This is a genomic window from Ekhidna sp. (assembly GCF_965247405.1).
GTDB lineage: Bacteria > Bacteroidota > Bacteroidia > Cytophagales > Cyclobacteriaceae > Ekhidna.
The window spans coordinates 2,983,239-3,008,364 of sequence record NZ_OZ252014.1 but is presented as its reverse complement, the minus strand read 5'-3'; the positions used below and the strand labels follow the sequence as shown (position 1 = coordinate 3,008,364).

Sequence of the window (25,126 nt, the reverse complement as noted above, 5' to 3'; positions counted from 1 at the left end):
TCCGGTTAAACACATATTTGCCGGATGCAACATATCCTGATCATCGGTGCGGGAAAATCATCAACCGCACTTATCAATTACCTCTTAGATAATGCCGGGAAAGAGCAGTGGCACATTACTATTGGTGAAAAAGACGTAGCGCTGGCTGAATCGAAAATAAAAGGAAACCCACAAGCCAAGGCTGTAACTTTTGATGTTTTTGATGCAGAACTACTTACCAATTTGGTAAAAGAAAATGATTTGGTGATCTCCATGTTGCCCGCATCGCTGCATATCCATGTTGCAAGAAAATGCGCTGAGCTAAAAAAGCATTTTTTAACAGCTTCATACCTCACTGAAGAAATTAAGTCCTTAAACGGGCAATTTGAAAATGCCGGCAAACTGATGATCATGGAGATGGGACTTGATCCCGGAATCGATCATATGTCAGCAATGAAGGTACTCGATGATTTACGTGGAAAAGGATATGAATTGACAGGCTTTGAAACATTCACCGGTGGCCTAGTGGCTGAGGAGTCTGTTGGCGACAACCCATGGAAATATAAGTTTACATGGAACCCAAGAAATGTCGTTCTTGCAGGTCAAGGCACCTGCAAATTCATTCAGGAAGGGAGATACAAATACATTCCTTACCAAAAGCTATTTCGAAGAACAGAGGCCATCTACATTCCTGATTATGGCTACTTTGAGGGATATGCCAACCGCGACTCTTTGGCATATCTGGATGTTTACAATCTCAGAGGAATTAAGACACTTTATCGGGGGACATTGCGAAGACCCGGATATTGTGCTGCCTGGGATGTATTTGTTCAGCTAGGAGCTACTGATGATACCTATCAAATGGAAAATGTGTCTGAAATGACGCATCGCCAATTCATTAATTCCTTTTTATCATACAATCCTCAAGATTCGGTGGAACTGAAATTGGCTCATTATCTAAACCTTGATCTGGATAACGGAATAATGTTTAAGCTGAAATGGCTAGGGATGTTTGATGATGAGTTGGTTGGATTAAATCAGGGAACACCAGCCCAAATTCTGGAACATATTCTTAAAAAGAAATGGACGCTTGATTCAGAAGATAAAGACATGATTGTGATGTGGCACAAATTCAATTTCCTGGATGGAGACAAGCCACGGCAGATTGAGTCCAGTATGGTAGCCATGGGCGATGATGATGTAAATACTGCTATGTCAAAAACTGTAGGCCTGCCGCTGGCCATCGCAGCGAAGATGATTTTAAAAGACAAAATCAACCTAACTGGTGTGCATGTACCAATTAAAAAAGAAATCTATGAACCGGTACTGGATGAATTAACCACCACCGGTTTGCAGTTTAATGAAAGAGAAGTAGAACCTACCTTTTACTAGCCTTACTTAATGACATGAGCTTTCACCACTGAGTCAATCTCTGCCATCACAAGGTCTATCTGTGAAATATCATTCTCCAGATGCTGATCAATAAGACTCTGCAGATGACTGGCAATTCGGATTTCATCTTCTTTTTGCTGCCCTCTGGCAAAACGTATAGAGTTTTGAAGGTGATCCATTGCGTGATGGATCGTTATCCTAGCTTCCTCTTTCTTACCCTCACGAATAAATTGTTCTGATACTCGCAGCGAAGCAAACGCTAAAGAGTTCATCGCATCAGCAAAAGCTTCATACATTAGATCATCATTGATATCCTCAGCCTTTATGTGGTTTTCAACCACCTCTAAATCATAGATCGCAATCTCGATCGCTTGAGTGCTGATGCTATCTCCATCTTCTTCCAGCAGCTTCATCATTTTGATTGCATCTTCCAGAAATTTAATTGCGGTTAAAGATTTATGATCCTGCAGGGTTCTGTCAGCCGTATTCATAAGTAAATCCGGCTCTGTTGCTAAATCCGTCAGGTTAGGATTCTTCATCTTTCTGTCACGCTCAACTTTAAAGTAGATCACCATTGAGCCAATCACCAGGGCCGCAAAAAGGAAATAAAATATGCCTTTATTAAAATTCATCTTATGTAAAGTCTAATACTGTACTAAAATAAGCCATTACGAACTTGCAGCCTCAAAAGCTGCGTCTACTTTCAAATTTTTTCGTTCAGCGGCCTCAACAGCCAGTTGATCACAGCGCTCGTTCTCTGCATGACCAGCGTGTCCCTTTACCCATTTGAATCGAACATCATGCGGTGCAGACGCTTTCAGGTACCTTTCCCAAAGATCCCGATTCTTCTTTCCTTTAAAATCTTTTACTACCCAACTTTTCAGCCAACCTTTGGATACTGCGTCCACGACATACTTGCTATCCGATACCACCAGCACTTTCCACCCTGGCTTTTTGATGGCCTCCAAACCAACGATGACAGCCAAAAGCTCCATTCGATTGTTTGTGGTGAGCCTAAAGCCTTCTGAAAGTTCTTTCTCCTTGTCACCATACCGCAATATGGTTCCATAACCACCGGGACCTGGATTGCCTTTGGCAGCTCCGTCTGTAAACATTGTTATCATGCAAATAGGTGATTTTTGAAGATTTTTATGGCGATGGCTAATAGTACAATCCCAAATACTTTTCTGAGAATATTAAACCCGGCAGAGCCAATTTTTCGCTCCAGCCATCCACAGGTTTTAAGCACCACATATACAAATATTAGGTTGAGCGCTATTCCTACAAGAATATTATACGTTGAAAATTCAGCTTTCAATGAAACCAAGGTTGTCATTGTTCCGGCTCCTGCAATCAGAGGAAAAGCAAGAGGTACAATGGAAGCACTTTTCATCTCCTCTGGATCTGACTTGAAAAATTGCCTTCCCAGAATCATCTCCATACCCAATAAAAACATAACTATAGCTCCTGCAATGGCGAATGAGCTAATGTCGATACCGAAGAGATTGAGTATACTTTCTCCTAAATAAAGGAAAATAACCATGATGACACCTGAGACAATAGTCGCCTTTTCCGATTGTACATGACCAAATTTTTTTCTTAAGTCAATAATGATCGGTACGCTACCCAGTATGTCAATTACAGAGAAAAGTATGAGCGAAACACTAATTATTTCTTTAAAATTGAACATCGCTATATTTTATTTGGGTGATATTTAACACAAAACTAATGTGATTGAGACCCGTATTAGCATAAAAAATTACTCATTTTGCAAACATTTTGGTGACCAGCATGTCAGGACCTCCTGGCACTGTTTTGGTAGGATGAGTGAAAATAAAAGGCAAACTCAAAATACAATTCAAAAGGACATGATTAAATCAACATTTTTTGCACTAATGGTGCTCGTTTCTTCTTTTACAGCGGCTCAAAATGGATGGAACTGGCCGGAAGATCCGAACCTGAAAAGTCAGGCAATGGAAAAGCAGGCTTACTATAAGCTACTGATAGCTCAGAGCAAATTTGAAGAAGCAATGCAGCCCCTAAACTGGCTCTATGAAAACAACCCAAACCTAAATCCATCTATCTATATCCAGGGTGTTGATTGCATTGAAGACATACTCAAAAAAACAACCGACAAAGTAAGAAAAGAGCGCCTACAGGATTCGCTTTTATGGATGTATGATCAGCGTATTGAGCATTTTGACAATGATGCTGCCACCATAGATCGAAAAGCCTACGAAGCATTTAAGCTATACTACAAAACACCATCAAAGTATCCATTACTTGCTGACTTGTACGACGAGGCTTATGAAATGAATGGGCCTGAAATTTCAACATTCAACTTGAATACCTACATGTTGCTTGCAAAGAATTTTCATAAAATAGATCCGGAAAAAATGCCAGCAGAGAAAGTGCTGGATATCCATACACAGATTTCTGATATAATAGTAGCTAAGCAAAAAAATGGTGAAAACCCTGACAAACTAAAAAAGGAGCAAGCCAAAACAGATGCATGGTTAAGTTCTATTCCTGGTATTTTGACTTGTGAATTCATTGAAGAAAAACTTGTACCAAAGTTCAGAGCCAATCCGGAAGATCTAAACACAGCAAAGAAGATTTTCAAATATTCTGTAGAAGCAAAATGTACGGATCAACCATATTTTCTGGAGGCAAGCGAACCGGTTTTCAAAGAGCAACCTTCTTACGCACTTGCCAGCGCAATAGGGAGTAAATATCTGGCGAGCGGTGAAATAACCAAGGGACTTCAATATCATGAAGAAGCAGAAAAACTTGCTACTTCTGGTGAAGAAAAATTTGACGCATTGATGGGACAAGCCGTTGCAAATAGCAAATTAGGCAACAAGTCCAGAGCACGCACCCTGGCCTATGAAGCTCTAAGTGCAAGGCCAGGAAGTGCCGAAGCATATAATCTGATTGGTAATTTGTACTTCACAAGTTATGACGATTGTCGTGGAGACAAGAGCAAAGTAATGGATCGTGGCGTTTTCCTTGCCGCCTATAAGATGTACGAAAAAGCTGGAAATAAATCACAGATGAATGCTTCTAAAGAGCAGTTTCCGTCTATTGAAGAGATCTTTAGCGAGGGAATGGAAGAAGGTCAGTCGATAACAGTTGGCTGCTGGATCAATGAAAGCGTTAAGCTTCAGAGAAGAGACTGATAAAGCAATATTTGATCATAACAATCCTCGCTATTAAGCGGGGCTTTTTTAGTTTTATCAAATGAAGTACCTAACCATTATTCTATTCTTCTTAATCTCCTACTCAAACTACGGACAAAAAGTTGTTGTAATAGGAGTCGCACAAGATGGAGGTTATCCACATATCGGTTGCCAAAATGAATGCCTGAGAGCCCACCGAAACAGCAACAATGCCCGATATATCACTTCACTCGCTTTGATTGATCCTGATTCAAAAAAGTGGTGGATGTTTGAGGCCACACCGGATATGGACAAGCAATTGCAATATTTCCGGGACCTCACCGATGGAGAATATCCATACCTACCCGAAGGTATCTTTGTTACACATGCTCATATAGGTCATTACACGGGGTTGATGTATCTGGGTAAAGAAGCTCTGGGAGCCAGAAATGTGAAGGTCTATGCACTACCAAAAATGATTGATTTTTTGAAGACTAATGGACCCTGGAGTCAGCTGGTCGAACTGGGGAATATTGATCCGATAATCTTAAACGAAGATCAAGCCGTCAATCTGAACGAGTATATTTCAGCTCTCGCCTTTACTGTACCCCACCGTGATGAATTTTCAGAAACAGCAGGATTTAAATTGACGTATGGTAAGAAGGGATTTCTATTTATTCCTGACATTGACAAGTGGTACAAGTGGAATCGAAGTATTGTGGAAATGGTTGAAGATCCTGTGATAAATTATGCTTTCCTTGACGCTACCTTTTACGATGCAGGCGAACTGCCAAACCGTCCAATAAATGAGATTCCTCATCCTTTTGTTACTGAAACAATGGCAATATTTGATGCAGAGTCGGATTACTTAAAAAAGAAGATTCACTTTATCCATTTAAATCATACGAACCCACTGCTTTTTGATAAACGAAAAAGGAGTGAGGTCTTAAAAAAGGGTTATCGTATTGCAGAGCAAGGGACTACTTATGACTGAAAGAAAATCATTGAATCCTGAACAGATAAAGCAGGACATTCTCAACTACTTAAACAAAATTTTTCTCAACAGTGCCGGTTCGTCACTCCCTCCAAAATCTGTTCATGAAAAAGTGAAAGAATATCTGGATCTGGAAGAAAAGGTAGGAGGCTATAAAGCCGCTGAAATCAAGCAAGATTCCATAAGTGAATTTTATCATAATGCTGCTGATCTACTGGCGTGTCAGCCAAGTAACATCGCCTTTACTCACAACGCCACCGACGCTTTTTCCAAAGCATTGACGTGTATCGACTTTCAACCAAACGATGTGATCATCACCACAGATTGCGATTACAATTCTAACTACATCCAATTCTTTTCCCTGGTTAAGCGCAATGACATCAAAATTGTCCGAATAAATAGTCTGGAGAATGGAGATCTGGATTTAGAGGACTTTCAGGAAAAGGTGGAAAAGTATATGCCAAAACTTGTTTCTGTATCTCATATTCCTACAAACTCCGGAATGGTTCAGGACGTCCATTCCATTGGGGAAATTTGCAGTAAAAATGAGATTCGTTACTTGGTAGACGCCTGCCAATCAGTAGGACAGCTAGAAGTAAATGTCAATGAAATCAAATGCGATTTTCTATCCACCACAGGTAGAAAATTTTTAAGAGGTCCCAGAGGTACAGGATTTCTGTATGTGTCAGATCGTGTGTTAGATGATGAAATCTATCCTCTTATGCTGGATGGCGCAGGTGCCATTTGGGATCAGGAAAATGACTTTACTCTACTTGAAGGTGCCAAGAGATTTGAAATGTGGGAAAAACCCTATGCCTTGCTTGTTGGATTATCTGAGGCCATTCGCTATTTGAATGAAGTAGGAAGTATACCCATTGAAGCCTACAATAAAGAGCTAATGAGAAGATTCAGAAACAATCTACGAGCGATTCCAAATGTAGAAATGTTCGATATGGGCACCAATTTAAGCAGTATTCTCACCTTCAGAAAAAATGGTAAATCACTGGAAGAAATTGAAAAAAGATTAAACGACAGGGAAGTTTATTACAGTGTGAGCAATAAAGAATCTGGTTATCTTGATTTCACAAACAAGGGAATTGACTGGGCTATACGATTATCTCCACATTATTTCAACTCTATCGATGAAATTGATAGGGTATCAGAAATCATCGAATCCATTTAACAATTATTCTAATTGTTGCTACAATTTTTGTAGTAAATAAAAAATTCGATACTTTTGCTACAAATAATGTAGCGAAATGAAATTACCCGTACCTGGAAATCCAGTCAGAGGATCCATCACTGGCCAGCCCATCATGGCACTCTTGGATTTATTAGGGCGAAACTGGGCGATGGGGATTATCTGGCATTTGAATAATGGACCGAGCAAGTTTCGATCTATACAAGAATACTGTCAATCGATATCCCCTACTACCCTGAATACCCGCTTAAAAGAATTACAAAAATCCCACTTAATTGAAAAAGGAAATGAAGGGTATCAACTGACACAATTGGGCAATGAGCTATACCAGTTCATAGAGCCTTTGGGTATGTGGGCTAGAAATAGTTGGGCTAAAAAATTTGAGTAAAATGAGAGCAATTAAAAAACCTGTTGAAGGAGAATATCCTGCCTATTCGAGTATCTATTTGGATTTGTTGGCCGATGATGACAATATTCTGGAACATTTATGGAAAAATTTTCTTGAAATCAAAAAATTCATCTATGATCTACCTAAGGAAAAACTCATCTACCGGTATGCTGACAACAAATGGACGATTAAGGAGATTTTAGTTCATATCATCGATGATGAGCGGATTTTCGCCTATCGGGCACTCAGGTATGCCCGAAATGATGACACTCCACTTCATGGTTTTGATCAAGACAGCTATGCAAAATATTCGGAGGCAAATGAGCGATCCCTGGAAAGTATTTTTGAGGAGTACGAATGGGTGCGTAAATCTACCATTGCCTTATTTCAGCATCTACCTGAAGATTCCTTCATGAGAAGTGGGTGTGGAGTGGATTTTGATGGTACGGTGATGAATCGGAGAACAGTAAGAGGTCTTGCCTATCACATCGCCGGACATGAGTTAAGACATTTTAATATAATTAAAGAACGGTATTGTCAAGATCTATTGACTAGCCAACCCGCTCAATCTTAGCTCCTAATGCATTCAATCGTTCGTCTATGAATTGATACCCACGATCAATCTGATCGATGTTGTGAATCGTGCTGACTCCCTCAGCGGACATAGCAGCTATGAGCAGCGAGACACCCGCCCGAATATCCGGGGATGTCATGGTAATACCTCGCAAAGGATAGGCACGATCCAACCCGATAACAGTTGCCCTGTGAGGATCACAAAGGATGATCTGTGCGCCCATGTCTATCAGCTTGTCCACGAAGAATAAGCGACTTTCAAACATCTTTTGATGAATAAGGACAGTTCCGGCAGCTTGAGTGGCTGTCACCAATATTACACTCAACAAATCCGGAGTGAGACCGGGCCAGATTGCATCTGCAATGGTCATGATAGACCCATCTATGTATGACTCAATTTCATAGTTTTCCTGAGCAGGAATATGAATGTCATCACCTCTAAAGTCCATTTTAATGCCCAACCGCTTAAATGTATCCGGAATTATTCCCAGCTCTTCAATTTGAGCATCCTTGATCGTAAGATCAGATTTCGTCATGGCAGCCATCCCTATAAAACTCCCTACTTCAATCATGTCTGGTAGTAAGGTGTGCTCGGTGCCTTTTAAAGATTTTACTCCCTCTATTCGAAGCAGGTTGGAGCCTATTCCATCGATATTAGCACCCATACGCACCAACATTTTACAGAGCTGTTGAATGTATGGTTCACATGCCGCATTGTAAATAGTTGTCTGGCCTTCAGCCATTGCAGCCGCCATGATGATGTTGGCTGTTCCTGTCACAGAGGCCTCATCTAAAAGCATGTAGGCACCTTTCAGATTCCTGCCATCAACGGAATAAAATGATGTTTTAGGATCATATTTGAATTTAGCACCCAGGTTTTGAAATCCTACGAAGTGTGTGTCAAGACGTCTTCTTCCAATCTTATCACCTCCGGGTTTTGGCATTTTGCCTGTTCCAAATCGCGCCAATAGTGGACCAAGGATCATAATAGACCCACGCAGTGAAGCGGCTTTTTCCTTAAAGTCTTGTGTATCCAGAAAGTCCAGATTGACGTTCGCAGCTTTAAATGTGTAGGATTCGCCTCCGTTTTTGGATACCTCCACGCCCATATCCTCCAGCAAATCAATCAACTTTAGCACATCACGTATCTTTGGTATCTTGTTAATAACAACTTCCTGATCCGTGAGCAATACTGCTGATATGATTTGGAGTGCCTCGTTTTTGGCCCCCTGGGGAATGATTTCACCGTTAAGCTGGTGACCGCCTTCTACCCGAAAAGATGACATCTTTGATTTGACAATTTGATGATTGTTTAATTACTCGATTGGACGACTAAACTATCGAAACCATCTTCAAATCAAAAAATCTTCAAATCAAAAAATTGAATTAATTTCTTCGACGGTTGCGACCGCCCTGATTATTGTTGCGACGACCCTTGCCACCCTGGTTGCTACGGCGGCCTTTATTCTGGTTACTACTACTTCTTCTATTTGAGTGCTTCTTCTCAGAATCAAATAGTCCCAGTTCCTTTACCGTCTCAATATCAATATCCAGCTTATCATTCGAAAGGCGTTTGATGTTTTTCAGGATTTGCTCATCCTCAATGCTCTCCTTGTTCCAGGTCTGGAAGAACCCTTTCATCAAACGACCAATGGCTACAATAGCACCCTCGCGTTCTTTAGGATCCTCCATCTCGATGGCCTGATCAATCAGGAGTTCAACTCCCCTGCCGTAGTGACGATATTTGATTTCGTTGGAATAATACTTCAAGCGCTCAGGCTTGCGGTCTAATACAGAAGCATCAGGTTTTGGGAAAGGTCCCTCAATATCTAATTCAAAATTGGAGATGATGTGCAAATCATCCCAAACCTTTTGATCACTTTCGTTATTCTTTCCCAGGTCTGGATTAATCAACTTCATCAGTTCCACTAAAGTAGCCGCTTTTTTATTGCGCTCTTCTTTATCCTCAACTGTCCGGAGATGCGCTACCAGATTCTGCACGTTTCTTCCGTACTCTCTAAGCTTCAGCTGCGCTCGCTGCGTATTGTATTCTAATGTATTCATAATAATCTAACCTCAAAAATAGTGATTTTGATCTTCAAAAAACTAGGGACAAGCTTCTTTAACTTTTTATAAGATCATGTATGCTAAACGAATTGTTGCTAACATCTGCTTACTGTTAGTAAACTTCCTACTTGTTGCCCAGCAATTGGATGGCTTGCCCACCAAAAGTAACATTAGAAAGTTGGATTTAAAACCAGGATTTAGTGATATATCATTAAAACTATCCAATGGTGATGCCTGGCCAATGAAACTGTCAATACCTCATAAAACCATTAAAGAAAAAGTGCCTCTAGTTGTTGCATTACATTGGGGTGTATCAGCAAATGAAAATAAGGATTTTATGAATTGTCTTATGATCCCCGCCATTGATACCTCCAGGTACATGATAATCGCACCACTATCCCAATTTCACTCATGGTGGGAAAATCCTAAGGAAAAGCAATTGGTGCGTCTCACTAGTCTAGTCAAAGAATTTTGGCCTGTGAGTCAGGTGATCATAGCCGGATATAGCGATGGTGGAACAGGCGCTGTTCACTTTGCCTCTAATCATCCTGAGCAAATTGATGGTGCAATAGCAATTGCTGCCTATTACAGGCTTGCCAGCTACAAAGTGCCGACATACGTCATCCACGGTGTAAGAGATCAGTTATTTAGCTATAGCCGATCTAAAGTTATCCTGGAAAAGAATAAACAGAAAAGTCAGCGAATGGAATTCAAAACAAGCGAGACACTATCTCATTATGAAGCATGTAATTATGTGAATTTACTGCAAAAAGGCCTTGAATGGATCGAAGAAAACCTTGATTAAAGCATCCCTCCCAAGGCACCACCTAGAAAGATGCCCAAAAAGACCAAAACGTATAGCGCCAAAACAACTATTGTCATCACCCCTATAAACAGAAAAAGCTTTCTCAGATTATTGTATGCAGATGAACACTTTTCTTGATCATCAGATCTGATCCCCTCTTGAATATGAACAGCAAATCGATAAACATATAAGGAAGGAAAAATATATATGAGCGAAAATATTAAATAGAAAAAACCGATACCGCTACCAATACCCGGATATAATTCTCCGGGATTAAGTCCTACGCCCCCAATAAAGATAAGCGAGACAATAATGATCAAGCCACTCAATATAAATCCAACAATTCCCAAAAACTTCCCCCATTTGGCCGTTTCCAGAAAGTTGTTTTTGTCATCGATCGTAAGCGTTAAGTTTTTATCTTCCATTTACTTAATTGTTGATTACAGCGATACACTTTAATTCAATCGCTATAGGAGTTGGAAGAGAGCTTATCTCTACAGTCGTCCGGCAAGGCTGATTGTCGCTAAAATATTCGGCGTAAATTTTATTATACGTTTTAAAATCGTCTTTCATATTCGTGAGAAACACTGTCACGTCGATTAAATCCTCCCATTTCGCCCCGGATGCTTCCAGAATTAACCGAACATTTTTAAATACTGAATGGCACTGTTCTGCAATGTCATAGCTTACAATTTCTCCGTTTTCATCCAATTCTACTCCTGGGATTTTCTTAGTTCCTCGTTCTCTCGGACCCACCCCTGACAGGAAAAGTAAGTTTCCGGTTTGCCTGGCATGAGGATACAATCCTACTGGTTCCGGTGCTTTATCTGAATCAAATTTTGTACTTGCCATGACTATTTGTTCATTATTTCTTCAATCTCCTCTGCTTCGATCGGGATATTCTTCATCAAATTGATGTGACCGTCTTTGGTTATCACAAGGTCATCTTCAATCCTGATCCCAATATTTTCTTCCGGAATATAAATACCTGGTTCTACGGTGAACACCATACCTGGTTCAAATACTTTATAAATAGAGGCCACATCGTGTACATCCAAGCCAATGTGGTGAGAGGTCCCATGCATGAAATATTTCTTATAAGCTGGCCAGTCAGGGTCTTCGTTTTTAATATCCGTTTTATCAATCAGGCCTAAATACAATAACTCTTTCTCCATCAACTTTCCAACCTCTGCATGGTATTCAGGAATCCTGTTACCAGGTTTCAACAATTCCGTTGCAGCATTTTTCACACGTAGCACAGCATCATACACTTCACGTTGGCGATCAGTATATTTTCCATTTACAGGTATGGTTCGTGTCATATCAGAATTATAATTCCCATACTCTGCTCCTACATCCATCAGCAAGATGTCTCCATCTTTTAATTCCTGGTTGTTTTCCAGATAGTGAAGCACACACGAGTTTCCGCCACCGCCGATAATAGGCTCATAGGCAAACCCTTTGGATCGGTTTCTGACAAATTCATGTAAATATTCAGCCTCCACTTCATATTCCATCACTCCAGGTTTCACAAATTCCAATATCCTTCTGAATCCCTTCTCCGTGATATTACAAGCCTGCTGCATAATATCAATTTCAAACTGAGATTTGATACATCTTAAATCTTGCAGAATCGGAAAAAGTCGTTCGTACTCGTATAATGGATACTTATCCCTGCACTCTTTCACGAAACGCGCATTGCGTGTTTCTACCTCACTGGCATTTCGGATGTGCTCATTACTATCCAAATAGATATGATCACATTCTGCCAAAATGGTATAAAAAGTCTTTTCAAACTCTGCTGTCCATTTGATGTTCTTAATCCCGGAGGTTTGTGTTCCTTCCTCCTTTGTCAACTTGTGACCTTCCCAGACTGCTATTTCTTCGTTGGTTTCTCTGAGAAATAGAATCTCTCTCATTTTTTCATCCGGAAAATCTGGCGCTATTAATACGATTGACTCCTCCTGATCTACGCCAGTCAGCCAAAATAAATTGCTGTTTTGCATGAACCTCATGGTCCCATCAGCATTCGTAGGCATGATGTCATTGGCATGAACGATTGCGACAGATCGAGGCTTCATTCGTTTGGCCAACTTCTCTCTATTTTGAATAAACAACTGATTATCAATTGGTTCGTATCTCATGGTGTATTATTGTACTAACAAAAAATATCTGCAGGTGGTAATAGGCTAAAATTAGCATTTCTTTATCCAAGTAAAGTTACCTCCCTCCCCCAAACCTAAAAATCCTTCTCGAAAATCCACGATCATCAACCACTTCCCCATCGCTTACTTTTTTCACTCCTTCTACCGTGTAGAGTGCCTGCGGGTTGTATCGTTTAATAGCCTCTAAGATCGTTGGCAATCGTTCCCTTTTATTAACGGTAAACAGCACATTCACAGGTCCATCCCCCGACTCACCTTCCAGATTTGTAAATCGCATGTTTTGCTCTCTGAAAAACGTGATCAACTCATCAGCTGGTTTAGCTGTGATTACTCGCACCACTACGTTCCCAATAGCCAAACGTTCTTCAATCATCATTCCCACAAATATCCCCATCGCATACCCCCCTGCATAGGCGAGGAAAGTCTGCCAGCCACCGAGGTTCTGAAAAATCTGACTGATTGCCATTAACCAGATTGCTGCTTCAAAAAAGCCTAGAATGGTTGCAACATATTTTCTGCTATTTAGCATGAAAATAATTCTTAGTGTGTTTATTGAAACATCACAGATTCTGGCAAAGAAGATCAACAAGGGGATAATCACATAGTTTAGCAACTCCGGATCGATATTGAAGATTTCTGAAAGGTTCATAATGCAAATCTATGTCCTGCCCTGACTCCTCCAAGGAGGAATGAGATTATAAATTACAGCACTGTCCATTCTCAGTTATCTGCTTCGTCTTAGAGGAAATATTTATCTTAACTAAACACAACTAATAACTATGAAAAAGTATTTGTATGTATTCCGAGGGGGTGATGAAGGTTACGCAGATCAATCACCCGAAGAAATGCAAGCTCACATGCAGCGATGGGGCGAATGGATGGCCAAAGTAAAAGCTGAGGGTTACCCACTACAATCTGAGGGAAAGGTAGTCGGTCCCGGAGGTAAAATCGTTACAGATGGACCATTCATGGAAGGAAAAGAGATTGTTGGAGGCTATGTTCATTTGGATGCCAAAGACATGGATCATGCGGTAGAACTCTCCAAAGATTGCCCGATCTTCGAGTTTGGCGGAACGACCGAGGTGAGGGAGATCATAACTGATTTCTAACACGCTCCCACTATTGAGTGTCATCCTGAACAAAGTGAAGTGATCTTAAAATTGAGATTGCTTCACTTTGCTCGCATTGACGAACTAAATTATGCAAACCTCCCAACTCGTAGACCACTTTTTCCGAACGGAATATGGTAAGGCGGTATCCCACCTTACCAGCAAGTTTGGTTCGTCTAATCTGGAGCTGGCAGAGGATAGCGTTCAGGAAGCATTGATCAAAGCAATGCAGACCTGGTCATACTCACGTGTTCCAGATAATCCTACCGGATGGATCTTACGAGTAGCTCGAAATAAAATGATTGATCAACTGAGGAGAAATCAAAAAACAAGCAATCAGGAAGTACCGGAACGTGCAGAAGAAATGAAAGAAGATTTATCCTTAGAATCCATCAACGATGACATGGTAAGGATGGTATTTGCCTGCTGTCATCCCTCTTTAAGCCAGGAGTATCAGATCATTTTGACCTTGAAGATTCTGGGTGGTCTCTCCGTTAGAGAAATTTCCAGTTCACTGCTAAAGAAAGAAGAGACAGTCGCCAAAGCTTACACCCGAGCTAAAAAGAAATTCAAAAAAGAGGAAATCAAACTGATTTTGCCTCCTGCACATGAAATTGAACAAAGACTCGAGATCGTTCTCAAGATTGTTTATCTCCTTTTCAATGAGGGGTATAAATCTGCCGAAGGAAATAGCCTGATCCGAAAGGACCTCTGTGAAGATGCGATCCGACTTAACAGCGTTTTGCTCGAAAGTGAAATCTGCAATACTCCATCAGCAAATGCTTTGATGGCAATGATGCTTTTTCATTCTTCCAGATTCGATGCTAGAGTAGATCAAATAGGAAATATTATTTCACTGGAGGATCAGGATCGGTCGAAATGGGACCAGGAGCTAATTAACAGGGGCTTACACTTTTTGAATGTCGCTTCCGAGGAAGGAGCCATGAATGAATACCTCATTCAGGCAGCTATTAGCGCAACACATTGCCGAGCTGTTAACTTTGAAGAGACTGATTGGAAAAATATTCTTAGCCTATACGATTTACAGCTTCAGCTTACCCCCTCCCCAATCGTAGAGCTAAATCGTGCAGTGGTTTTAGAGAAAGTACATGGCCCACTTTTGGGATTGAAGGAGGTGGAGCGTTTGGAGGCAACCCAGTTTTTTGAGGAATATTACCTTTTCTATGCCATAAAAAGTGAAATGCTTCATAAAATCGGGAATACTGAGGAGGCGAAAACTGCATTAAAAATTGCCGTGAGTTTAACCAAAAATGAACGTGAAATGGATTATTTATCAAATAAACTAAACAATCTTAATTGATATAATTCAGAACTCCTTCTGACACCCATCAGCCCAATTAATGCATTTTTCATAGACCTTGCGAGAAAATCAAACGCATGAAAAAGGTCTACACAATTGTTTTTGCGATCATGGTTTCTGCATGTGCCGTGACAGTAAAAACGTATCAAAAACCTGGTCAATCATTTGATGATTTTGAGACTTGGTGTTGGCTGGAAGGTTGTGAGGTCACATATCAGGGGCCCGATTATCTCTACGATAAAAAAGTAGTGGATGAAATTGCAAATGCGGTAGCTTACAACATGTACAAAAAAGGCTATCAGCAAGGAGATGATCAATCTGATCTAATGGTCAACTTTTTTATGGTGATTGAGGAAGATTCTGCCGAGGTTGGTGGATTATATGATGGTACTTACCAAGGTGAGCGTGAATGGCTGACGATGCTGTATCCAGAGTATCAAAAATTTCTGAAAGGAAGTCTGATTATTGACGTGATCGATCGACAAAATTCTGAACTGGTGTGGCGCTCCAATGCAATAAAATATCTGGAGCTAAATCCGATTTACGATAAAAAAGAGATTTGGAATGGAGTTGCCAGGGCGATGAAGAAGCTTCCGGGGAAGGAGTAAAACCACCCTTCATCCCTCCTTACATGGAGGGAAGCTGAAGTTAGAGCGAATAGATTCAAGTACATTTTCAAGCGAATCAAAGACATCTTGATTTTCGAACCTCAATATCTTAAATCCAAGATCTTTTAGAGTTCTATCTCGGTCTCTGCCCTTCTCAAAACCTGCACTGGTAAAGTGATGGGCTCCATCCAATTCAATAATGAGCTTCTCTGAGGGACAATAAAAATCAACAAATTTTCCCCTCCTTTCCAAGGAGTGGCAGGGGTGGTTGAAGTAACTTTGCGCCCTCATGAGCAAGAAGGAATACGAGCTGATAGAATTGTCGAACGGCATACGGGTGATTCATAAAGAAGTGCCACAAACTAAAATCGCCCACGTAGGCATCATGCTGGACATTGGCAGCAGGGATGAAACGGTGGAAGAGCAGGGGCTTGCACACTTCCTTGAACACATGGCCTTTAAGGGAACGGCCAAAAGAAATTCCTACCATATCATTAATCGATTGGAATCTCTAGGTGGTGAGCTAAACGCCTATACCACCAAAGAGAAGATCTGTTTTTATGCCACGCTGCTTGATATTCATTTAGAAAAAGCCGTAGACCTGCTGGTAGACATCACTTTCAACTCAACTTTCCCCGAGAAGCAAATTGAAAAAGAACGCTCGGTGATTTTAGAAGAAATGAGCATGTATCGGGATACACCTGAGGATGCCATTCAGGATGAATTTGATGAGCAGCTTTTTCCAAATCATGTACTTGGTAAAAATATTCTTGGTACAGAGCAAACGGTCAACTCTTTCCACCAAGGCGACTTCCGATCATTTCTTGATCGCAACCTGAATACTGAAAAAATTATTCTTTCAAGTGTTGGTAATTATTCAGCAAGGAAGGTGGAAAAGTTGGCTAATAAATATCTGAGTGAAATACCCCATAAAAACCATACTCCTTCCAGAAATTGGTTCTCAGACTATCAATCATCAAGGAAAGAAACAAGAAAGCCCATCACGCAGGCACACTTTGCTATGGGAATGCCGTCTTTGAGCATCAAGGATGAAAACCGAATTCCATTTTTCTTTTTGGTAAATCTGCTGGGAGGACCTAGTATGAGCTCCAGACTTAATCTTTCTCTCAGAGAAAAGCATGGATTAGTTTATGGAGTTGATGCGAGCTATGCTCCATATCTTGAGACTGGACAGTTCGCCATTTATTTTGCGACTGACCCAAAAAACCTCAAAAAGAGTCAGCGTATTATCTTAAAGGAAATTGAAGCCCTTAAGAAAAAGCCATTGGGAAGCATGCAGCTTCATAGAGCCAAAAACCAGATCAAAGGACAAATGGCTCTCTCTGAGGAAAACAAAAACGCCATAATGCTGATGATGGCAAAAAGCCAATTGGATCTAAACAAGGTCCCTGACATCAACAGTGTATTTGAGAAGATTGATAATATCACCGCCTCTGATATTCAGAATCTTGCAGTTAGGTATTTACCCACGGATAACATGAGTGCATTGACATATCTCCCGGAATAATCCTATCTTTACATACATGGAATTTTTACCTGAAGATCTTCAAAAGTATGTAGAAGATCACTCTGAACCTGAATCTGATTTGCTTCAGCAGATCAACAGGGAAACCCACCTCCATGTTTTAAAGCCTCGTATGCTCTCCGGCCACCTACAAGGGCGTGTTCTATCCATGCTATCACACATGATTCAGCCGAAAAACATCCTGGAAATTGGTACCTATACCGGGTATGCTGCGCTATGTATGGCAGAAGGCATGCAGTCAGATGGTCGGCTGATAACCATAGATAACAATGAGGAACTTTCTTTGCGAACAAAAGAGTATTTCAATCAATCCAAATGGACCGATCAGATTGATTTACGTGTGGGAAATGCCTCTGACATCATCCCCACATTGAAAGAAAAATGGGATCTGGTATTTATAGATGCAGACAAGGAAAACTATGGTAACTATTTTGATCAGGTAATAGATCAAGTGAACACCGGAGGATTTATTATTGCTGACAATGTACTCTGGAGTGGTAAGGTGTTTGATAAAACCAAATCAGATAAAGACACAGAAGCAATACGAGCGTTTAATAAAAAGGTACATACGGATTCACGTGTACAAAACGTTCTATTCCCTATTCGGGATGGTTTGATGATTTTGAGAAAAGTATGAAATTGAAAGTTTCGAGTTTTAAGTTTCGAGTTTTGAACTGGCTTATGTTTTTAGCCATTTCTTATGGTGGTTTCGCTCAAACTGTCCCAAGTGAGATGATGCTGGGTGACTTACGTCTCTCAATCAATGAATCCACCCGCAGGCAAATTCAAAAAGATGTGGATCGACTCACTCAGAGTCAGACCTACTACAATATCCTGGTAGATCGAATGAACCTCTACTTCCCAATCATTGAACGTGAGCATAGAGAAGCAGGCATTCCCGATGAAATAAAGTTCCTTGCCATTCAGGAAAGTGCCCTTATCTCAGACGCAGTTTCTTCTGCCAATGCGGTCGGCTTCTGGCAATTCAAAGATTTTACCGCACGTGAAGTGGGCTTGCGAGTAGATCGGCAGGTAGATGAACGGCTAAATATTGTCTCTGCCTCAAGAGGATCAGCCAAGTACCTCAATAGTCACAATTACTTTCTGAAAAACTGGGTGTATTCGGTGATGGCCTACAACACGGGGCGTGGTGGAGCTCAGAAATATGTGGACAATTCCAATATGGATGCAAAGCGAATGACCATCAATAGTAAGACTCATTGGTACGTAAAGAAATTCATAGCGCATATAGTTGCTTTCACTCCAGCTGTTGGTCGTCCCAATTCGGAGGGAATCTGGTTGGATGAAATCAAAAATGCCGGAGGTAAAAGCCTTTCTCAAATTGCAAAGGAAGAAAAGGTAGACCTGGAGGAACTAGAGAAATACAACAAATGGTTGAAACGGGGTGATGTTCCGAAAGACAAAACCTACTCTGTGCTTGTTCCCCGGCATGGTACCCCACCCAAAAGAGCCATTGCTCACAATGATACCAAACGAAACAAAATCTCAGAGCCTGAAAAGAAAATCTATCCTACTGAGCTGAAGCCAGGTATTACCGAAGCGAATAAGTCTACTATCATCCCTCTGAATGGCATTCCTTCCATACTTGCCAGAGAGCGTGACGATGTTCACAGCCTTTCCGCACGTGCCGGAATTTCAGAAAAACGATTTAGAAAATTCAATGACATGGGTGAGTCAGATAAGATAATCCCAAATGAATTTTACTACATCAAAAAGAAAAAGGGTAAAGCTAAAATTGGATTTCATGTGGCTAAGCGAGATGAATCACTATGGGGAATCTCTCAACAATATGGAATACGATTATCCAAACTGGCCAAACGAAATCGAATGAGCATCATCGATGAGTTGAAGCCAGGCAGAGTTTTATGGATGGATAAAACACGCCCTTCCAGCGAACCGATCGCCTATCATAAGCTAAGCAAACCTAACATTACTAAACCAGCTGCCAGACCTATCGCCTCTGCTGGCAATGTGGATGATGAAATCATTACTAAAGAGTCAGTAGAAGAACCGGTTAGCGAAGAAATCATCGAAGAAGAAGTACCGGACATTATTGTACCAGTAGTTGATACCAAAGAGGAGCGTTTGAAGAAAGTGAAGATTCACACCATCGCAGCTGGTGAGACACTCTGGAGCATATCTCAACTCTATGAAGTAGAGATGGAAGATTTGCTTAGATGGAATCACCTTCCGGATCCAAACTCCATTAGCATCGGGCAAAACATTCAGGTGAAAGCTCCCATTGAGGAAGCTTCTGTCGGGAAAAAAATCATCAACCATACGGTAGCACCAGGCGAAACCGTTTATGCCATTTCCAGAAAATACGGCATGACGGTAGATGAGGTGGTAGATCTAAACAATCTCAATGGATTTGCTTTGGATGTCGGTCAGGAGTTGAAGGTGTATGATGAAGAATAAAAAAGCGGCTCTGCGGCCGCTTTTTTGACTTAGAGATATCTTTTAAATCACATTCCTGCATTTGCTCCGATATCGCCTTGAGCTATCAGGGTAGCAAGATCATCGGTGCTTTGGTGTACGTTGATATACCCATCAAAAGTGATAAGAGCATTATAAGTCAGAGAAGTCATGTCATTCAAAGCAGACACATTGGTCTGAGACATTCCTGTCGTACCGTCCACACTCGTTAGCGTTACTGCGATATCTCCTCCTTCAGCAGCAGAGTTGAAGTGAATGTGTGTTGGATGAGAATCTCCTTGAGTTGTACCCATTAATTGTATTGTAACTAGGATCTCATCATTTACTCGTTGACTAAAGGTAACTGTACCGGAAACACCAGCGACATCTACTTCATTCAGATCATACGTCTCAGACATCCCCGTCAACACATTTTGTCCAATATCTCCTTGTGCAGCTAAGGTAGCCAAGTCATCAGCACTTGCGTGCACATTAATATACCCATCATAATCGATCAGTTCGTTATAAGAAATCATGGTTCCATCATCCAAGGCTGAAACATTCGTCTTTGACATTCCAGAGGTTCCATTGACACTCTCCAGCGTGACAGCAATGTCACCTCCTTCAGCTGCAGTATTCATGTGAATATGAGACGGATGTGAACCCCCATCAGGAGTATTTTCCAACATTAATGTCACTAGCGTTTCACCGCTCACTCGCTCCTCAAATATTGCAGTACCAGAAATTCCTACCAGGTCAGCTTCATTTAGATCATAAGACATTGACTCTCCGGTAAATGCATTCACTCCAATATCGCCTTGAGCCACAAGAGTTGCTAACTCAGCAGCACTCAAATGTACGTTGATGTAGCCATCAAAGGTCACAAGTTCGTTATAACTGATTGAAGTGCCATCGTCAAGTGTTTCCACAGTAGTCTCGCTCATACCACTTGCATCAACCGGATTAAGGGTAACCGCTATATCACCTCCTTCTGCTGCTGTATTTTCATGAATATGAATGGGGTGATCTCCAACCAATAATGAGCTTGCAATATCGATTGTTACCTTGGTTGTTCCATCTGATAGTTCTGCGAATGTTGCTGTTCCTAAGACGCCCCCACCTGTGACATCAAATAGATTAAAAGAAACTTCAGTACCTGTCTCTAAGGATATGGAAGCTCCATCATCATCTCCGCAACTCAACAATAGAGCTGATACAAGTATTAATGTAAATATTGACTTTAGTTTTTTCATGTTCATAAGTATTTTCAATTGTTTTGACCTACTTACGAACGCGACCTATTGGTTGGATTTATTGAATAAAAAATTGGATTAAAAGACAGGAGTCCATCTAACTAATAATCAAAGTCCAGCCCTAACCGATCTTTTAAATCTTTCAAATCTGGATTTTGCTTGACCATGTAATCGAAGATATCTGTGCTGGTATAAAGCTTCTTCTCATCCTTGATTTCTGCAATCTCTGTTCGGATGACGATATGATCATTCTGAAGTTCTGATCTCAGAAACTGAACAACTTCTGTATCAAATTTTTCAAGAAAGCTAACCTCTAGCTGACTACCCAACATTAAAATCACACTGGACTCCTCACCTTTTTTCACTGACTTGCTGAGGACTAGCTTTTCAGTATCTCCTGCATTCGTTTTTTGCTCCGAAAACGCTTTCCATGCCTTTTGTAAATCATCATCAGAAAAATCATTTTCCTTTTTGTCAATAACTGGAGAAGCCTCCTCTTCTGATACCTTCTTTTTCTTCTTACCAAAAATGCTCGGTGTTTCTTTCGGCTTATCTGAATTAGAAGGCTTCACCACCGGACTAGGTCTCGGTATAGGAGCTTTAGATTCTTGTTGTGCAGTAGTGGTTACGTGTGGCTCCTCGGTGGGAGGTGGCGGTGTTTCATCAACAGGTTTTACATCCTCTTTTTCAGAAGGTTCACTCGCTCCTTTAGAAGCTTGATTCGAGTTGCTTGATTTTGATTCGTCGACTTGGTTTATGCTACTATGTGGCCTTTTTTTTTTGCTCCATTATCTGAGGAGCTAAGTGCAAGCGCATTCTGCAGATGGGCTAGTTTCATCAGGCATAGCTCCACATGAAGTCGCTGATTTTTACTTTGCTTGAAGTTTAACTCAAACTGGTTGGAGATATTAAGTGCAGAAAGCAAAAACGATGGACTACAATTGGCTGCTTGTTCAGCATATTTGGTTTTTAGGTTGTCCGTAACCTCAAGTAAAGTAATCGTTTTCTCGTCCTTTGAAACAAGTAAATTTCTCAGGTGCTGCTGAAAGCCATTCAGGAAATTATTCCCATCAAATCCATTTCTCAGAATTTCATCAAAAAGCATGAGTGATCCGGACATATTTTGATCCAGCAAGTCATCTACCAACTTGAAATAGTAGTCATAATCAAGAATATGCAAGTTCTTGATCGTATCCTGGTAAGTGATCTTACCATCAGATGAAAACGTGGTAATCAGGTCAAAAATAGAAAGTGCATCACGCAATGCTCCATCTGCTTTCTGAGCAATCAAATGAAGTGCCTCTTTTTCTGCTTCTACTTTCTCACTCGCAGCAATCTTCTCCAGCTGCTTCACGATATCTGCAACTTCGATCCGGTTGAAATCATAGATCTGACATCTGGAAAGGATCGTAGGGATCACTTTATGTTTTTCTGTAGTTGCCAGGATGAATATGGCATACTCTGGTGGTTCTTCCAGTGTCTTCAAAAAGGCGTTGAAAGCCTGGGTGGAAAGCATGTGAACCTCATCAATGATGTACACCTTATACTGACCCTGTTGTGGTGGGTACCGTACCTGGTCAATCAGGTTACGAATATCCTCTACGGAGTTATTTGAAGCCGCATCCAGCTCGAAGATGTTGAAATTATTAGTGCCATCACCAGACTCACTTTCAAAGTTGTTGATTGTCTTAGCCAGGATACGAGCGCAGGTCGTTTTTCCCACTCCACGCGGACCACAAAACAGCAATGCCTGACCCAGGTGATTGGATTTGATGGCATTCTCCAGTGTGGTGGTAATATGCTCTTGTCCCACCACCTCCTCGAAACCCAAAGGCCTGTACTTACGCGCCGATACCACAAAGTTTTCCATCTGCTGGCAAGTTAATGATGTGGGGGGTTCTATTGAAAAAATCTTATAAAAAAGGATCGAACTATTTTAGTTTTTTGATTGTCTTACTCTCCCACAAAGGAATGTTACCTTTGTGTTTTACGTTCTTTCATTTATGGGGTCGACTGGAATCGACAGGAAGTGCAAAGCATATGCTAGCATGCCAGGTGGCGAGTGTACATCTGTGATAAATGCGCTCAAAATTGTAATTGGCGAGTCTAACTACGCTATGGCAGCCTAATTAGAACTTAGATGTTTTAATTAATCAGGGTTGAGCCACATAGGCTCCCCCTGCCACATCCCACCACTCTTTGTCCTTGAGAGAGGAATTTGGGGTGTCATAATAAGGAATAGTTCAGGGTAGTGTTGTGGATCCTGAATGAAATTAAGCAACTGGTATTTGCAGTAGGTTGTTGTTCACCAGCTGCAGGTACGAGATAAAACAAGAACGACTAAGCATGTAGAGTGTATATGATTTCCTTAGCTGGACGAGGGTTCGAATCCCTCCGACTCCACTGGAAAAACCGCCTTTAAAGTGATTTATGGGCGGTTTTCATTTTTTTTAGGGTATGAAGGTCGAGTAAATAGGTCGAGTAGATAACAAAAATCCACTACCCAAATAGCTTTTTTCCTTTATGGATTTTGAATAATTCCTGCTTGTTAATGTAATTCTGAATGGTTGTTGTAGATCTGGCATGAAGGTCTCCTAATAAATGCGCCGTTTCAGAATCAAACACCTTTCTTAATTCAGTTGAGTAGGTTGATCTACAATCGTATAGCTGGAAACCTTCATCACTAATTTTATTCATGTAATGAGTGAAGGCTTTAGAAGCCACATCAATCATATTTCTACGATTTAACTCATCCGGGGCAAGAAGATAATCATCATTTGACAATCCCTTTTTTAGTTGATCAACCAACTCAATCAACTCATTGGTGAAGTAGATTAAACGAAATACTTCTTTTTCCTTCGTGCTTACTTTATTGTTTCTGCATCGTATGTAGTCAGTTTCAATGTCTTTTACTTTTATGAATGCTATCTCGTTATTCCTTGCCCCGGAATACATAGCAAAACGCCACACATCTATTAGCCATTTCCTATAAAGATTTCTCTGATAAACTCGCTCTTTTCCGTTCCTGATTTGTCTCTCAATCTTGATACCTCCTATCGGAGTAACAGTATCGCATAATTCCTTAAATAAAGGGATCGGGATAATTTTAACTCTAGATTGAGTGTGCTTCTTTCTAACCTCATCAAAGTAGTTGTCAATTTCGTAACCCTGTTTAATTAAATAGGCAAAAAAGGCTCTATAAGTTGAAACCTTATGATTGTAGGTCTTGGCAGCATACTTACTTTCTAAGTAGTCGTGAACTATACCAACATGGCTTTTAGAGAACTCAGTAACAACTAGAAAATCAGTGTTCATTCCTTCATCTGAAAGAGCTCTCTTTAAATCCTTGAGGTTATTAACCTGGCTTTTGATGTACTTCTCAGTAAGGTTCTTTCGCTCATAACTAGGCACCCCTACATCTGCTAAATAATCAATAAACATCCGTAAGCAATCACCCATTAGTCCGGGCTTACTATTAATAGTTCTATGACTACTTTCATAGTTATTGATTGCCTGGAGATGCAAGCGAAAAAATTCCTTAAAGTCTCTTAGTTCCTTAGGCCAGGTTTTAACGGTTACCATGTGGTTTTTGGATTTATCAAATACCTTACTCACATACCGATGGTTTTCGCCATGCTTACAGGTATAAACCTTTAAGCCAGTCTTGACGCATTTACCTGTAATGTTTTGCTTACAGTGATTACATCGGACGTACATTCCTAGCTTTGAATCCCTATGCCTTTTAGGAATTTGCAGCGGGTTCATGACAGTAATTCATTCTTGATGTCCAACAGTTCATTGAACATGTTTTCAAAATGAATGTTGATTACAGCTTTACTAAGCCTGTCTATTTCCGATTCTGATAGTTGGCCCTGATATATTTTATCATACTGAGATTTTAGATTACCGAGAACCTCTTTTGTATCTTCAAAGAAATAAATCGGGCAATCTTCTAACTGTCTTTTGATAGAATCAAGTGCGTCTTCGTATTTCATAATTATTTGCAGTTTATTGTTAAAAATTTGGGGAGGGGGATGCTTAATTGTTTTTTAGGGATCGAGCCGAAACCCAATCCCTGATTTCTTTTTTACGTGACCATTTTTTAGAAAGCATTTTATTAGAATGTTACAA

At 40.6% G+C, this 25,126-nt stretch carries 28 protein-coding genes and 1 other RNA gene; 14 read left to right on the top strand and 15 right to left on the bottom strand.

Annotation, left to right across the window (positions count from 1 at the left end; translation table 11 throughout):
* The first annotated feature begins 24 nt into the window (after positions 1 to 24).
* A complete protein-coding gene (locus ACP14Y_RS13895) occupies positions 25 to 1,371 on the top strand; it encodes a saccharopine dehydrogenase family protein (RefSeq protein ID WP_424963536.1) in 1,347 nt (448 codons plus the stop codon).
* Positions 1,372 to 1,373: 2 nt separating this feature from the next.
* Here the strand turns inward: ACP14Y_RS13895 and ACP14Y_RS13890 are convergent, their stop codons facing one another.
* The 3 genes from ACP14Y_RS13890 to ACP14Y_RS13880 are packed head-to-tail and all read right to left on the bottom strand — an operon-like array spanning position 1,374 to position 3,061.
* Positions 1,374 to 2,003 (bottom strand): hypothetical protein, encoded by a 630-nt coding sequence (locus ACP14Y_RS13890; RefSeq protein WP_424963535.1) that lies wholly within the window; start codon positions 2,001 to 2,003, stop codon positions 1,374 to 1,376.
* A gap of 36 nt (positions 2,004 to 2,039) precedes the next feature.
* Positions 2,040 to 2,495, bottom strand: coding sequence for a ribonuclease HI (gene rnhA, locus ACP14Y_RS13885; RefSeq protein ID WP_424963534.1), 456 nt, complete (start codon positions 2,493 to 2,495; stop codon positions 2,040 to 2,042).
* Positions 2,492 to 3,061, bottom strand: coding sequence for a MarC family protein (locus ACP14Y_RS13880; protein ID WP_349564422.1), 570 nt, complete (start codon positions 3,059 to 3,061; stop codon positions 2,492 to 2,494). The genes rnhA and ACP14Y_RS13880 overlap by 4 nt, the downstream gene beginning before the upstream one ends.
* Positions 3,062 to 3,239: 178 nt before the next feature.
* Here ACP14Y_RS13880 and ACP14Y_RS13875 point away from each other — a divergent pair, with 178 nt between their 5' ends.
* From ACP14Y_RS13875 to ACP14Y_RS13855, 5 genes are all read left to right on the top strand, one after another.
* On the top strand, positions 3,240 to 4,550 hold the full coding sequence (locus ACP14Y_RS13875) for a tetratricopeptide repeat protein (protein WP_424963533.1): 1,311 nt from the start codon (positions 3,240 to 3,242) through the stop codon (positions 4,548 to 4,550).
* A gap of 61 nt (positions 4,551 to 4,611) precedes the next feature.
* Positions 4,612 to 5,523 (top strand): MBL fold metallo-hydrolase, encoded by a 912-nt coding sequence (locus ACP14Y_RS13870; protein ID WP_424963532.1) that lies wholly within the window; start codon positions 4,612 to 4,614, stop codon positions 5,521 to 5,523.
* Positions 5,516 to 6,706, top strand: a complete 1,191-nt coding sequence (locus tag ACP14Y_RS13865; protein ID WP_424963531.1) for an aminotransferase class V-fold PLP-dependent enzyme — start codon at positions 5,516 to 5,518, stop codon at positions 6,704 to 6,706. Before ACP14Y_RS13870 ends, ACP14Y_RS13865 begins: the two co-directional genes overlap by 8 nt.
* A gap of 76 nt (positions 6,707 to 6,782) precedes the next feature.
* Positions 6,783 to 7,112 (top strand): winged helix-turn-helix transcriptional regulator, encoded by a 330-nt coding sequence (locus ACP14Y_RS13860; RefSeq protein WP_424963530.1) that lies wholly within the window; start codon positions 6,783 to 6,785, stop codon positions 7,110 to 7,112.
* Between the two features lies 1 nt (position 7,113).
* The gene (locus ACP14Y_RS13855) at positions 7,114 to 7,686 is read left to right on the top strand and encodes a DinB family protein (protein WP_424963529.1); all 573 of its coding nucleotides are present in this window, start codon (positions 7,114 to 7,116) and stop codon (positions 7,684 to 7,686) included.
* Here the strand turns inward: ACP14Y_RS13855 and murA are convergent.
* Together murA and ACP14Y_RS13845 are read right to left on the bottom strand one after the other, a co-directional pair.
* A complete protein-coding gene (gene murA / locus ACP14Y_RS13850; RefSeq protein WP_424963528.1) occupies positions 7,664 to 8,971 on the bottom strand; it encodes a UDP-N-acetylglucosamine 1-carboxyvinyltransferase in 1,308 nt (435 codons plus the stop codon). The genes ACP14Y_RS13855 and murA overlap by 23 nt on opposite strands.
* A 100-nt stretch (positions 8,972 to 9,071) precedes the next feature.
* The gene (locus tag ACP14Y_RS13845; RefSeq protein WP_424963527.1) at positions 9,072 to 9,749 is read right to left on the bottom strand and encodes a DUF4290 domain-containing protein; all 678 of its coding nucleotides are present in this window, start codon (positions 9,747 to 9,749) and stop codon (positions 9,072 to 9,074) included.
* A 76-nt stretch (positions 9,750 to 9,825) separates the two neighbouring features.
* Here ACP14Y_RS13845 and ACP14Y_RS13840 point away from each other — a divergent pair, with 76 nt between their 5' ends.
* Entirely contained in the window at positions 9,826 to 10,557 is a 732-nt protein-coding gene (locus tag ACP14Y_RS13840) for a hypothetical protein (protein WP_424963526.1), read from the top strand.
* On the opposite strand, the gene ACP14Y_RS13835 is transcribed toward ACP14Y_RS13840, so the two are convergent.
* The 4 genes from ACP14Y_RS13835 to ACP14Y_RS13820 all read right to left on the bottom strand — a co-directional run bounded on the left by ACP14Y_RS13835 (position 10,554) and on the right by ACP14Y_RS13820 (position 13,371).
* Positions 10,554 to 10,982: a DUF5362 family protein gene (locus tag ACP14Y_RS13835; protein ID WP_424963525.1), complete on the bottom strand. Its 429-nt coding sequence runs from the start codon at positions 10,980 to 10,982 to the stop codon at positions 10,554 to 10,556. The two genes, ACP14Y_RS13840 and ACP14Y_RS13835, sit on opposite strands and share 4 nt — an antisense overlap.
* Positions 10,983 to 10,986: 4 nt before the next feature.
* On the bottom strand, positions 10,987 to 11,409 hold the full coding sequence (locus ACP14Y_RS13830; RefSeq protein WP_424963524.1) for a RidA family protein: 423 nt from the start codon (positions 11,407 to 11,409) through the stop codon (positions 10,987 to 10,989).
* Positions 11,410 to 11,411: 2 nt separating this feature from the next.
* Positions 11,412 to 12,701 carry an aminopeptidase P family protein gene (locus tag ACP14Y_RS13825; protein WP_424963523.1) on the bottom strand — a complete coding sequence of 430 codons (1,290 nt, stop codon included), beginning with the start codon at positions 12,699 to 12,701 and terminating at the stop codon, positions 11,412 to 11,414.
* A 76-nt stretch (positions 12,702 to 12,777) separates the two neighbouring features.
* On the bottom strand, positions 12,778 to 13,371 hold the full coding sequence (locus ACP14Y_RS13820) for a DUF2179 domain-containing protein (RefSeq protein ID WP_424963522.1): 594 nt from the start codon (positions 13,369 to 13,371) through the stop codon (positions 12,778 to 12,780).
* Between the two features lie 130 nt (positions 13,372 to 13,501).
* On the opposite strand from ACP14Y_RS13820, the gene ACP14Y_RS13815 reads away from it, so the two are divergent.
* The 3 genes from ACP14Y_RS13815 to ACP14Y_RS13805 all read left to right on the top strand — a co-directional run bounded on the left by ACP14Y_RS13815 (position 13,502) and on the right by ACP14Y_RS13805 (position 15,760).
* Complete coding sequence (locus ACP14Y_RS13815; protein WP_424963521.1) at positions 13,502 to 13,831, top strand: YciI family protein; 330 nt, start codon at positions 13,502 to 13,504, stop codon at positions 13,829 to 13,831.
* A 91-nt stretch (positions 13,832 to 13,922) separates the two neighbouring features.
* Positions 13,923 to 15,152, top strand: a complete 1,230-nt coding sequence (locus tag ACP14Y_RS13810) for an RNA polymerase sigma factor (RefSeq protein ID WP_424963520.1) — start codon at positions 13,923 to 13,925, stop codon at positions 15,150 to 15,152.
* Positions 15,153 to 15,229: 77 nt separating this feature from the next.
* Positions 15,230 to 15,760 (top strand): DUF4136 domain-containing protein, encoded by a 531-nt coding sequence (locus ACP14Y_RS13805; RefSeq protein WP_424963519.1) that lies wholly within the window; start codon positions 15,230 to 15,232, stop codon positions 15,758 to 15,760.
* 9 nt (positions 15,761 to 15,769) lie between these two features.
* Here the strand turns inward: ACP14Y_RS13805 and ACP14Y_RS13800 are convergent, their stop codons facing one another.
* The gene (locus ACP14Y_RS13800) at positions 15,770 to 16,051 is read right to left on the bottom strand and encodes an endonuclease domain-containing protein (RefSeq protein ID WP_424963518.1); all 282 of its coding nucleotides are present in this window, start codon (positions 16,049 to 16,051) and stop codon (positions 15,770 to 15,772) included.
* On the opposite strand from ACP14Y_RS13800, the gene ACP14Y_RS13795 reads away from it, so the two are divergent.
* From ACP14Y_RS13795 to ACP14Y_RS13785, 3 genes are read left to right on the top strand one after another with little or no spacing between them, the layout of a single operon-like run.
* Positions 16,050 to 17,288, top strand: a complete 1,239-nt coding sequence (locus ACP14Y_RS13795) for a M16 family metallopeptidase (RefSeq protein ID WP_424963517.1) — start codon at positions 16,050 to 16,052, stop codon at positions 17,286 to 17,288. The genes ACP14Y_RS13800 and ACP14Y_RS13795 overlap by 2 nt on opposite strands.
* A gap of 16 nt (positions 17,289 to 17,304) precedes the next feature.
* On the top strand, positions 17,305 to 17,943 hold the full coding sequence (locus ACP14Y_RS13790) for an O-methyltransferase (RefSeq protein ID WP_424963516.1): 639 nt from the start codon (positions 17,305 to 17,307) through the stop codon (positions 17,941 to 17,943).
* 44 nt (positions 17,944 to 17,987) lie between these two features.
* The gene (locus ACP14Y_RS13785) at positions 17,988 to 19,745 is read left to right on the top strand and encodes a LysM peptidoglycan-binding domain-containing protein (RefSeq protein ID WP_424963515.1); all 1,758 of its coding nucleotides are present in this window, start codon (positions 17,988 to 17,990) and stop codon (positions 19,743 to 19,745) included.
* A 47-nt stretch (positions 19,746 to 19,792) separates the two neighbouring features.
* Here ACP14Y_RS13785 and ACP14Y_RS13780 read toward each other — a convergent pair whose 3' ends face one another.
* From ACP14Y_RS13780 to dnaX, 3 genes are all read right to left on the bottom strand, one after another.
* Positions 19,793 to 20,995 (bottom strand): hypothetical protein, encoded by a 1,203-nt coding sequence (locus tag ACP14Y_RS13780; protein WP_424963514.1) that lies wholly within the window; start codon positions 20,993 to 20,995, stop codon positions 19,793 to 19,795.
* A gap of 101 nt (positions 20,996 to 21,096) precedes the next feature.
* Complete coding sequence (locus ACP14Y_RS13775; RefSeq protein ID WP_424963513.1) at positions 21,097 to 21,567, bottom strand: hypothetical protein; 471 nt, start codon at positions 21,565 to 21,567, stop codon at positions 21,097 to 21,099.
* A gap of 182 nt (positions 21,568 to 21,749) precedes the next feature.
* Positions 21,750 to 22,865, bottom strand: coding sequence for a DNA polymerase III subunit gamma/tau (gene dnaX, locus ACP14Y_RS13770; protein ID WP_424963512.1), 1,116 nt, complete (start codon positions 22,863 to 22,865; stop codon positions 21,750 to 21,752).
* A gap of 135 nt (positions 22,866 to 23,000) precedes the next feature.
* Here dnaX and ssrA point away from each other — a divergent pair.
* Positions 23,001 to 23,401: a transfer-messenger RNA gene (gene ssrA, locus ACP14Y_RS13765) on the top strand.
* A 93-nt stretch (positions 23,402 to 23,494) separates the two neighbouring features.
* Here ssrA and ACP14Y_RS13760 read toward each other — a convergent pair.
* Both ACP14Y_RS13760 and ACP14Y_RS13755 read right to left on the bottom strand, forming a co-directional pair.
* On the bottom strand, positions 23,495 to 24,610 hold the full coding sequence (locus ACP14Y_RS13760) for a hypothetical protein (RefSeq protein ID WP_424963510.1): 1,116 nt from the start codon (positions 24,608 to 24,610) through the stop codon (positions 23,495 to 23,497).
* A gap of 146 nt (positions 24,611 to 24,756) precedes the next feature.
* Positions 24,757 to 24,990, bottom strand: a complete 234-nt coding sequence (locus ACP14Y_RS13755) for a hypothetical protein (protein WP_424963509.1) — start codon at positions 24,988 to 24,990, stop codon at positions 24,757 to 24,759.
* Positions 24,991 to 25,126: the final 136 nt, after the last annotated feature.

What these genes read in the sequence shown, in the direction of transcription:
- ACP14Y_RS13895 (WP_424963536.1), top strand. Translation starts at nt 25, where the DNA reads ATGCAACATATCCTGATCATCGGTGCGGGAAAATCATCAACCGCACTT.
- ACP14Y_RS13890 (WP_424963535.1), bottom strand. Translation starts at nt 2,003, where the DNA reads ATGAATTTTAATAAAGGCATATTTTATTTCCTTTTTGCGGCCCTGGTG.
- rnhA (WP_424963534.1), bottom strand. Translation starts at nt 2,495, where the DNA reads ATGATAACAATGTTTACAGACGGAGCTGCCAAAGGCAATCCAGGTCCC.
- ACP14Y_RS13880 (WP_349564422.1), bottom strand. Translation starts at nt 3,061, where the DNA reads ATGTTCAATTTTAAAGAAATAATTAGTGTTTCGCTCATACTTTTCTCT.
- ACP14Y_RS13875 (WP_424963533.1), top strand. Translation starts at nt 3,240, where the DNA reads ATGATTAAATCAACATTTTTTGCACTAATGGTGCTCGTTTCTTCTTTT.
- ACP14Y_RS13870 (WP_424963532.1), top strand. Translation starts at nt 4,612, where the DNA reads ATGAAGTACCTAACCATTATTCTATTCTTCTTAATCTCCTACTCAAAC.
- ACP14Y_RS13865 (WP_424963531.1), top strand. Translation starts at nt 5,516, where the DNA reads ATGACTGAAAGAAAATCATTGAATCCTGAACAGATAAAGCAGGACATT.
- ACP14Y_RS13860 (WP_424963530.1), top strand. Translation starts at nt 6,783, where the DNA reads ATGAAATTACCCGTACCTGGAAATCCAGTCAGAGGATCCATCACTGGC.
- ACP14Y_RS13855 (WP_424963529.1), top strand. Translation starts at nt 7,114, where the DNA reads ATGAGAGCAATTAAAAAACCTGTTGAAGGAGAATATCCTGCCTATTCG.
- murA (WP_424963528.1), bottom strand. Translation starts at nt 8,971, where the DNA reads ATGTCATCTTTTCGGGTAGAAGGCGGTCACCAGCTTAACGGTGAAATC.
- ACP14Y_RS13845 (WP_424963527.1), bottom strand. Translation starts at nt 9,749, where the DNA reads ATGAATACATTAGAATACAATACGCAGCGAGCGCAGCTGAAGCTTAGA.
- ACP14Y_RS13840 (WP_424963526.1), top strand. Translation starts at nt 9,826, where the DNA reads ATGTATGCTAAACGAATTGTTGCTAACATCTGCTTACTGTTAGTAAAC.
- ACP14Y_RS13835 (WP_424963525.1), bottom strand. Translation starts at nt 10,982, where the DNA reads ATGGAAGATAAAAACTTAACGCTTACGATCGATGACAAAAACAACTTT.
- ACP14Y_RS13830 (WP_424963524.1), bottom strand. Translation starts at nt 11,409, where the DNA reads ATGGCAAGTACAAAATTTGATTCAGATAAAGCACCGGAACCAGTAGGA.
- ACP14Y_RS13825 (WP_424963523.1), bottom strand. Translation starts at nt 12,701, where the DNA reads ATGAGATACGAACCAATTGATAATCAGTTGTTTATTCAAAATAGAGAG.
- ACP14Y_RS13820 (WP_424963522.1), bottom strand. Translation starts at nt 13,371, where the DNA reads ATGAACCTTTCAGAAATCTTCAATATCGATCCGGAGTTGCTAAACTAT.
- ACP14Y_RS13815 (WP_424963521.1), top strand. Translation starts at nt 13,502, where the DNA reads ATGAAAAAGTATTTGTATGTATTCCGAGGGGGTGATGAAGGTTACGCA.
- ACP14Y_RS13810 (WP_424963520.1), top strand. Translation starts at nt 13,923, where the DNA reads ATGCAAACCTCCCAACTCGTAGACCACTTTTTCCGAACGGAATATGGT.
- ACP14Y_RS13805 (WP_424963519.1), top strand. Translation starts at nt 15,230, where the DNA reads ATGAAAAAGGTCTACACAATTGTTTTTGCGATCATGGTTTCTGCATGT.
- ACP14Y_RS13795 (WP_424963517.1), top strand. Translation starts at nt 16,050, where the DNA reads ATGAGCAAGAAGGAATACGAGCTGATAGAATTGTCGAACGGCATACGG.
- ACP14Y_RS13800 (WP_424963518.1), bottom strand. Translation starts at nt 16,051, where the DNA reads ATGAGGGCGCAAAGTTACTTCAACCACCCCTGCCACTCCTTGGAAAGG.
- ACP14Y_RS13790 (WP_424963516.1), top strand. Translation starts at nt 17,305, where the DNA reads ATGGAATTTTTACCTGAAGATCTTCAAAAGTATGTAGAAGATCACTCT.
- ACP14Y_RS13785 (WP_424963515.1), top strand. Translation starts at nt 17,988, where the DNA reads ATGTTTTTAGCCATTTCTTATGGTGGTTTCGCTCAAACTGTCCCAAGT.
- ACP14Y_RS13780 (WP_424963514.1), bottom strand. Translation starts at nt 20,995, where the DNA reads ATGAAAAAACTAAAGTCAATATTTACATTAATACTTGTATCAGCTCTA.
- dnaX (WP_424963512.1), bottom strand. Translation starts at nt 22,865, where the DNA reads ATGGAAAACTTTGTGGTATCGGCGCGTAAGTACAGGCCTTTGGGTTTC.
- ACP14Y_RS13755 (WP_424963509.1), bottom strand. Translation starts at nt 24,990, where the DNA reads ATGAAATACGAAGACGCACTTGATTCTATCAAAAGACAGTTAGAAGAT.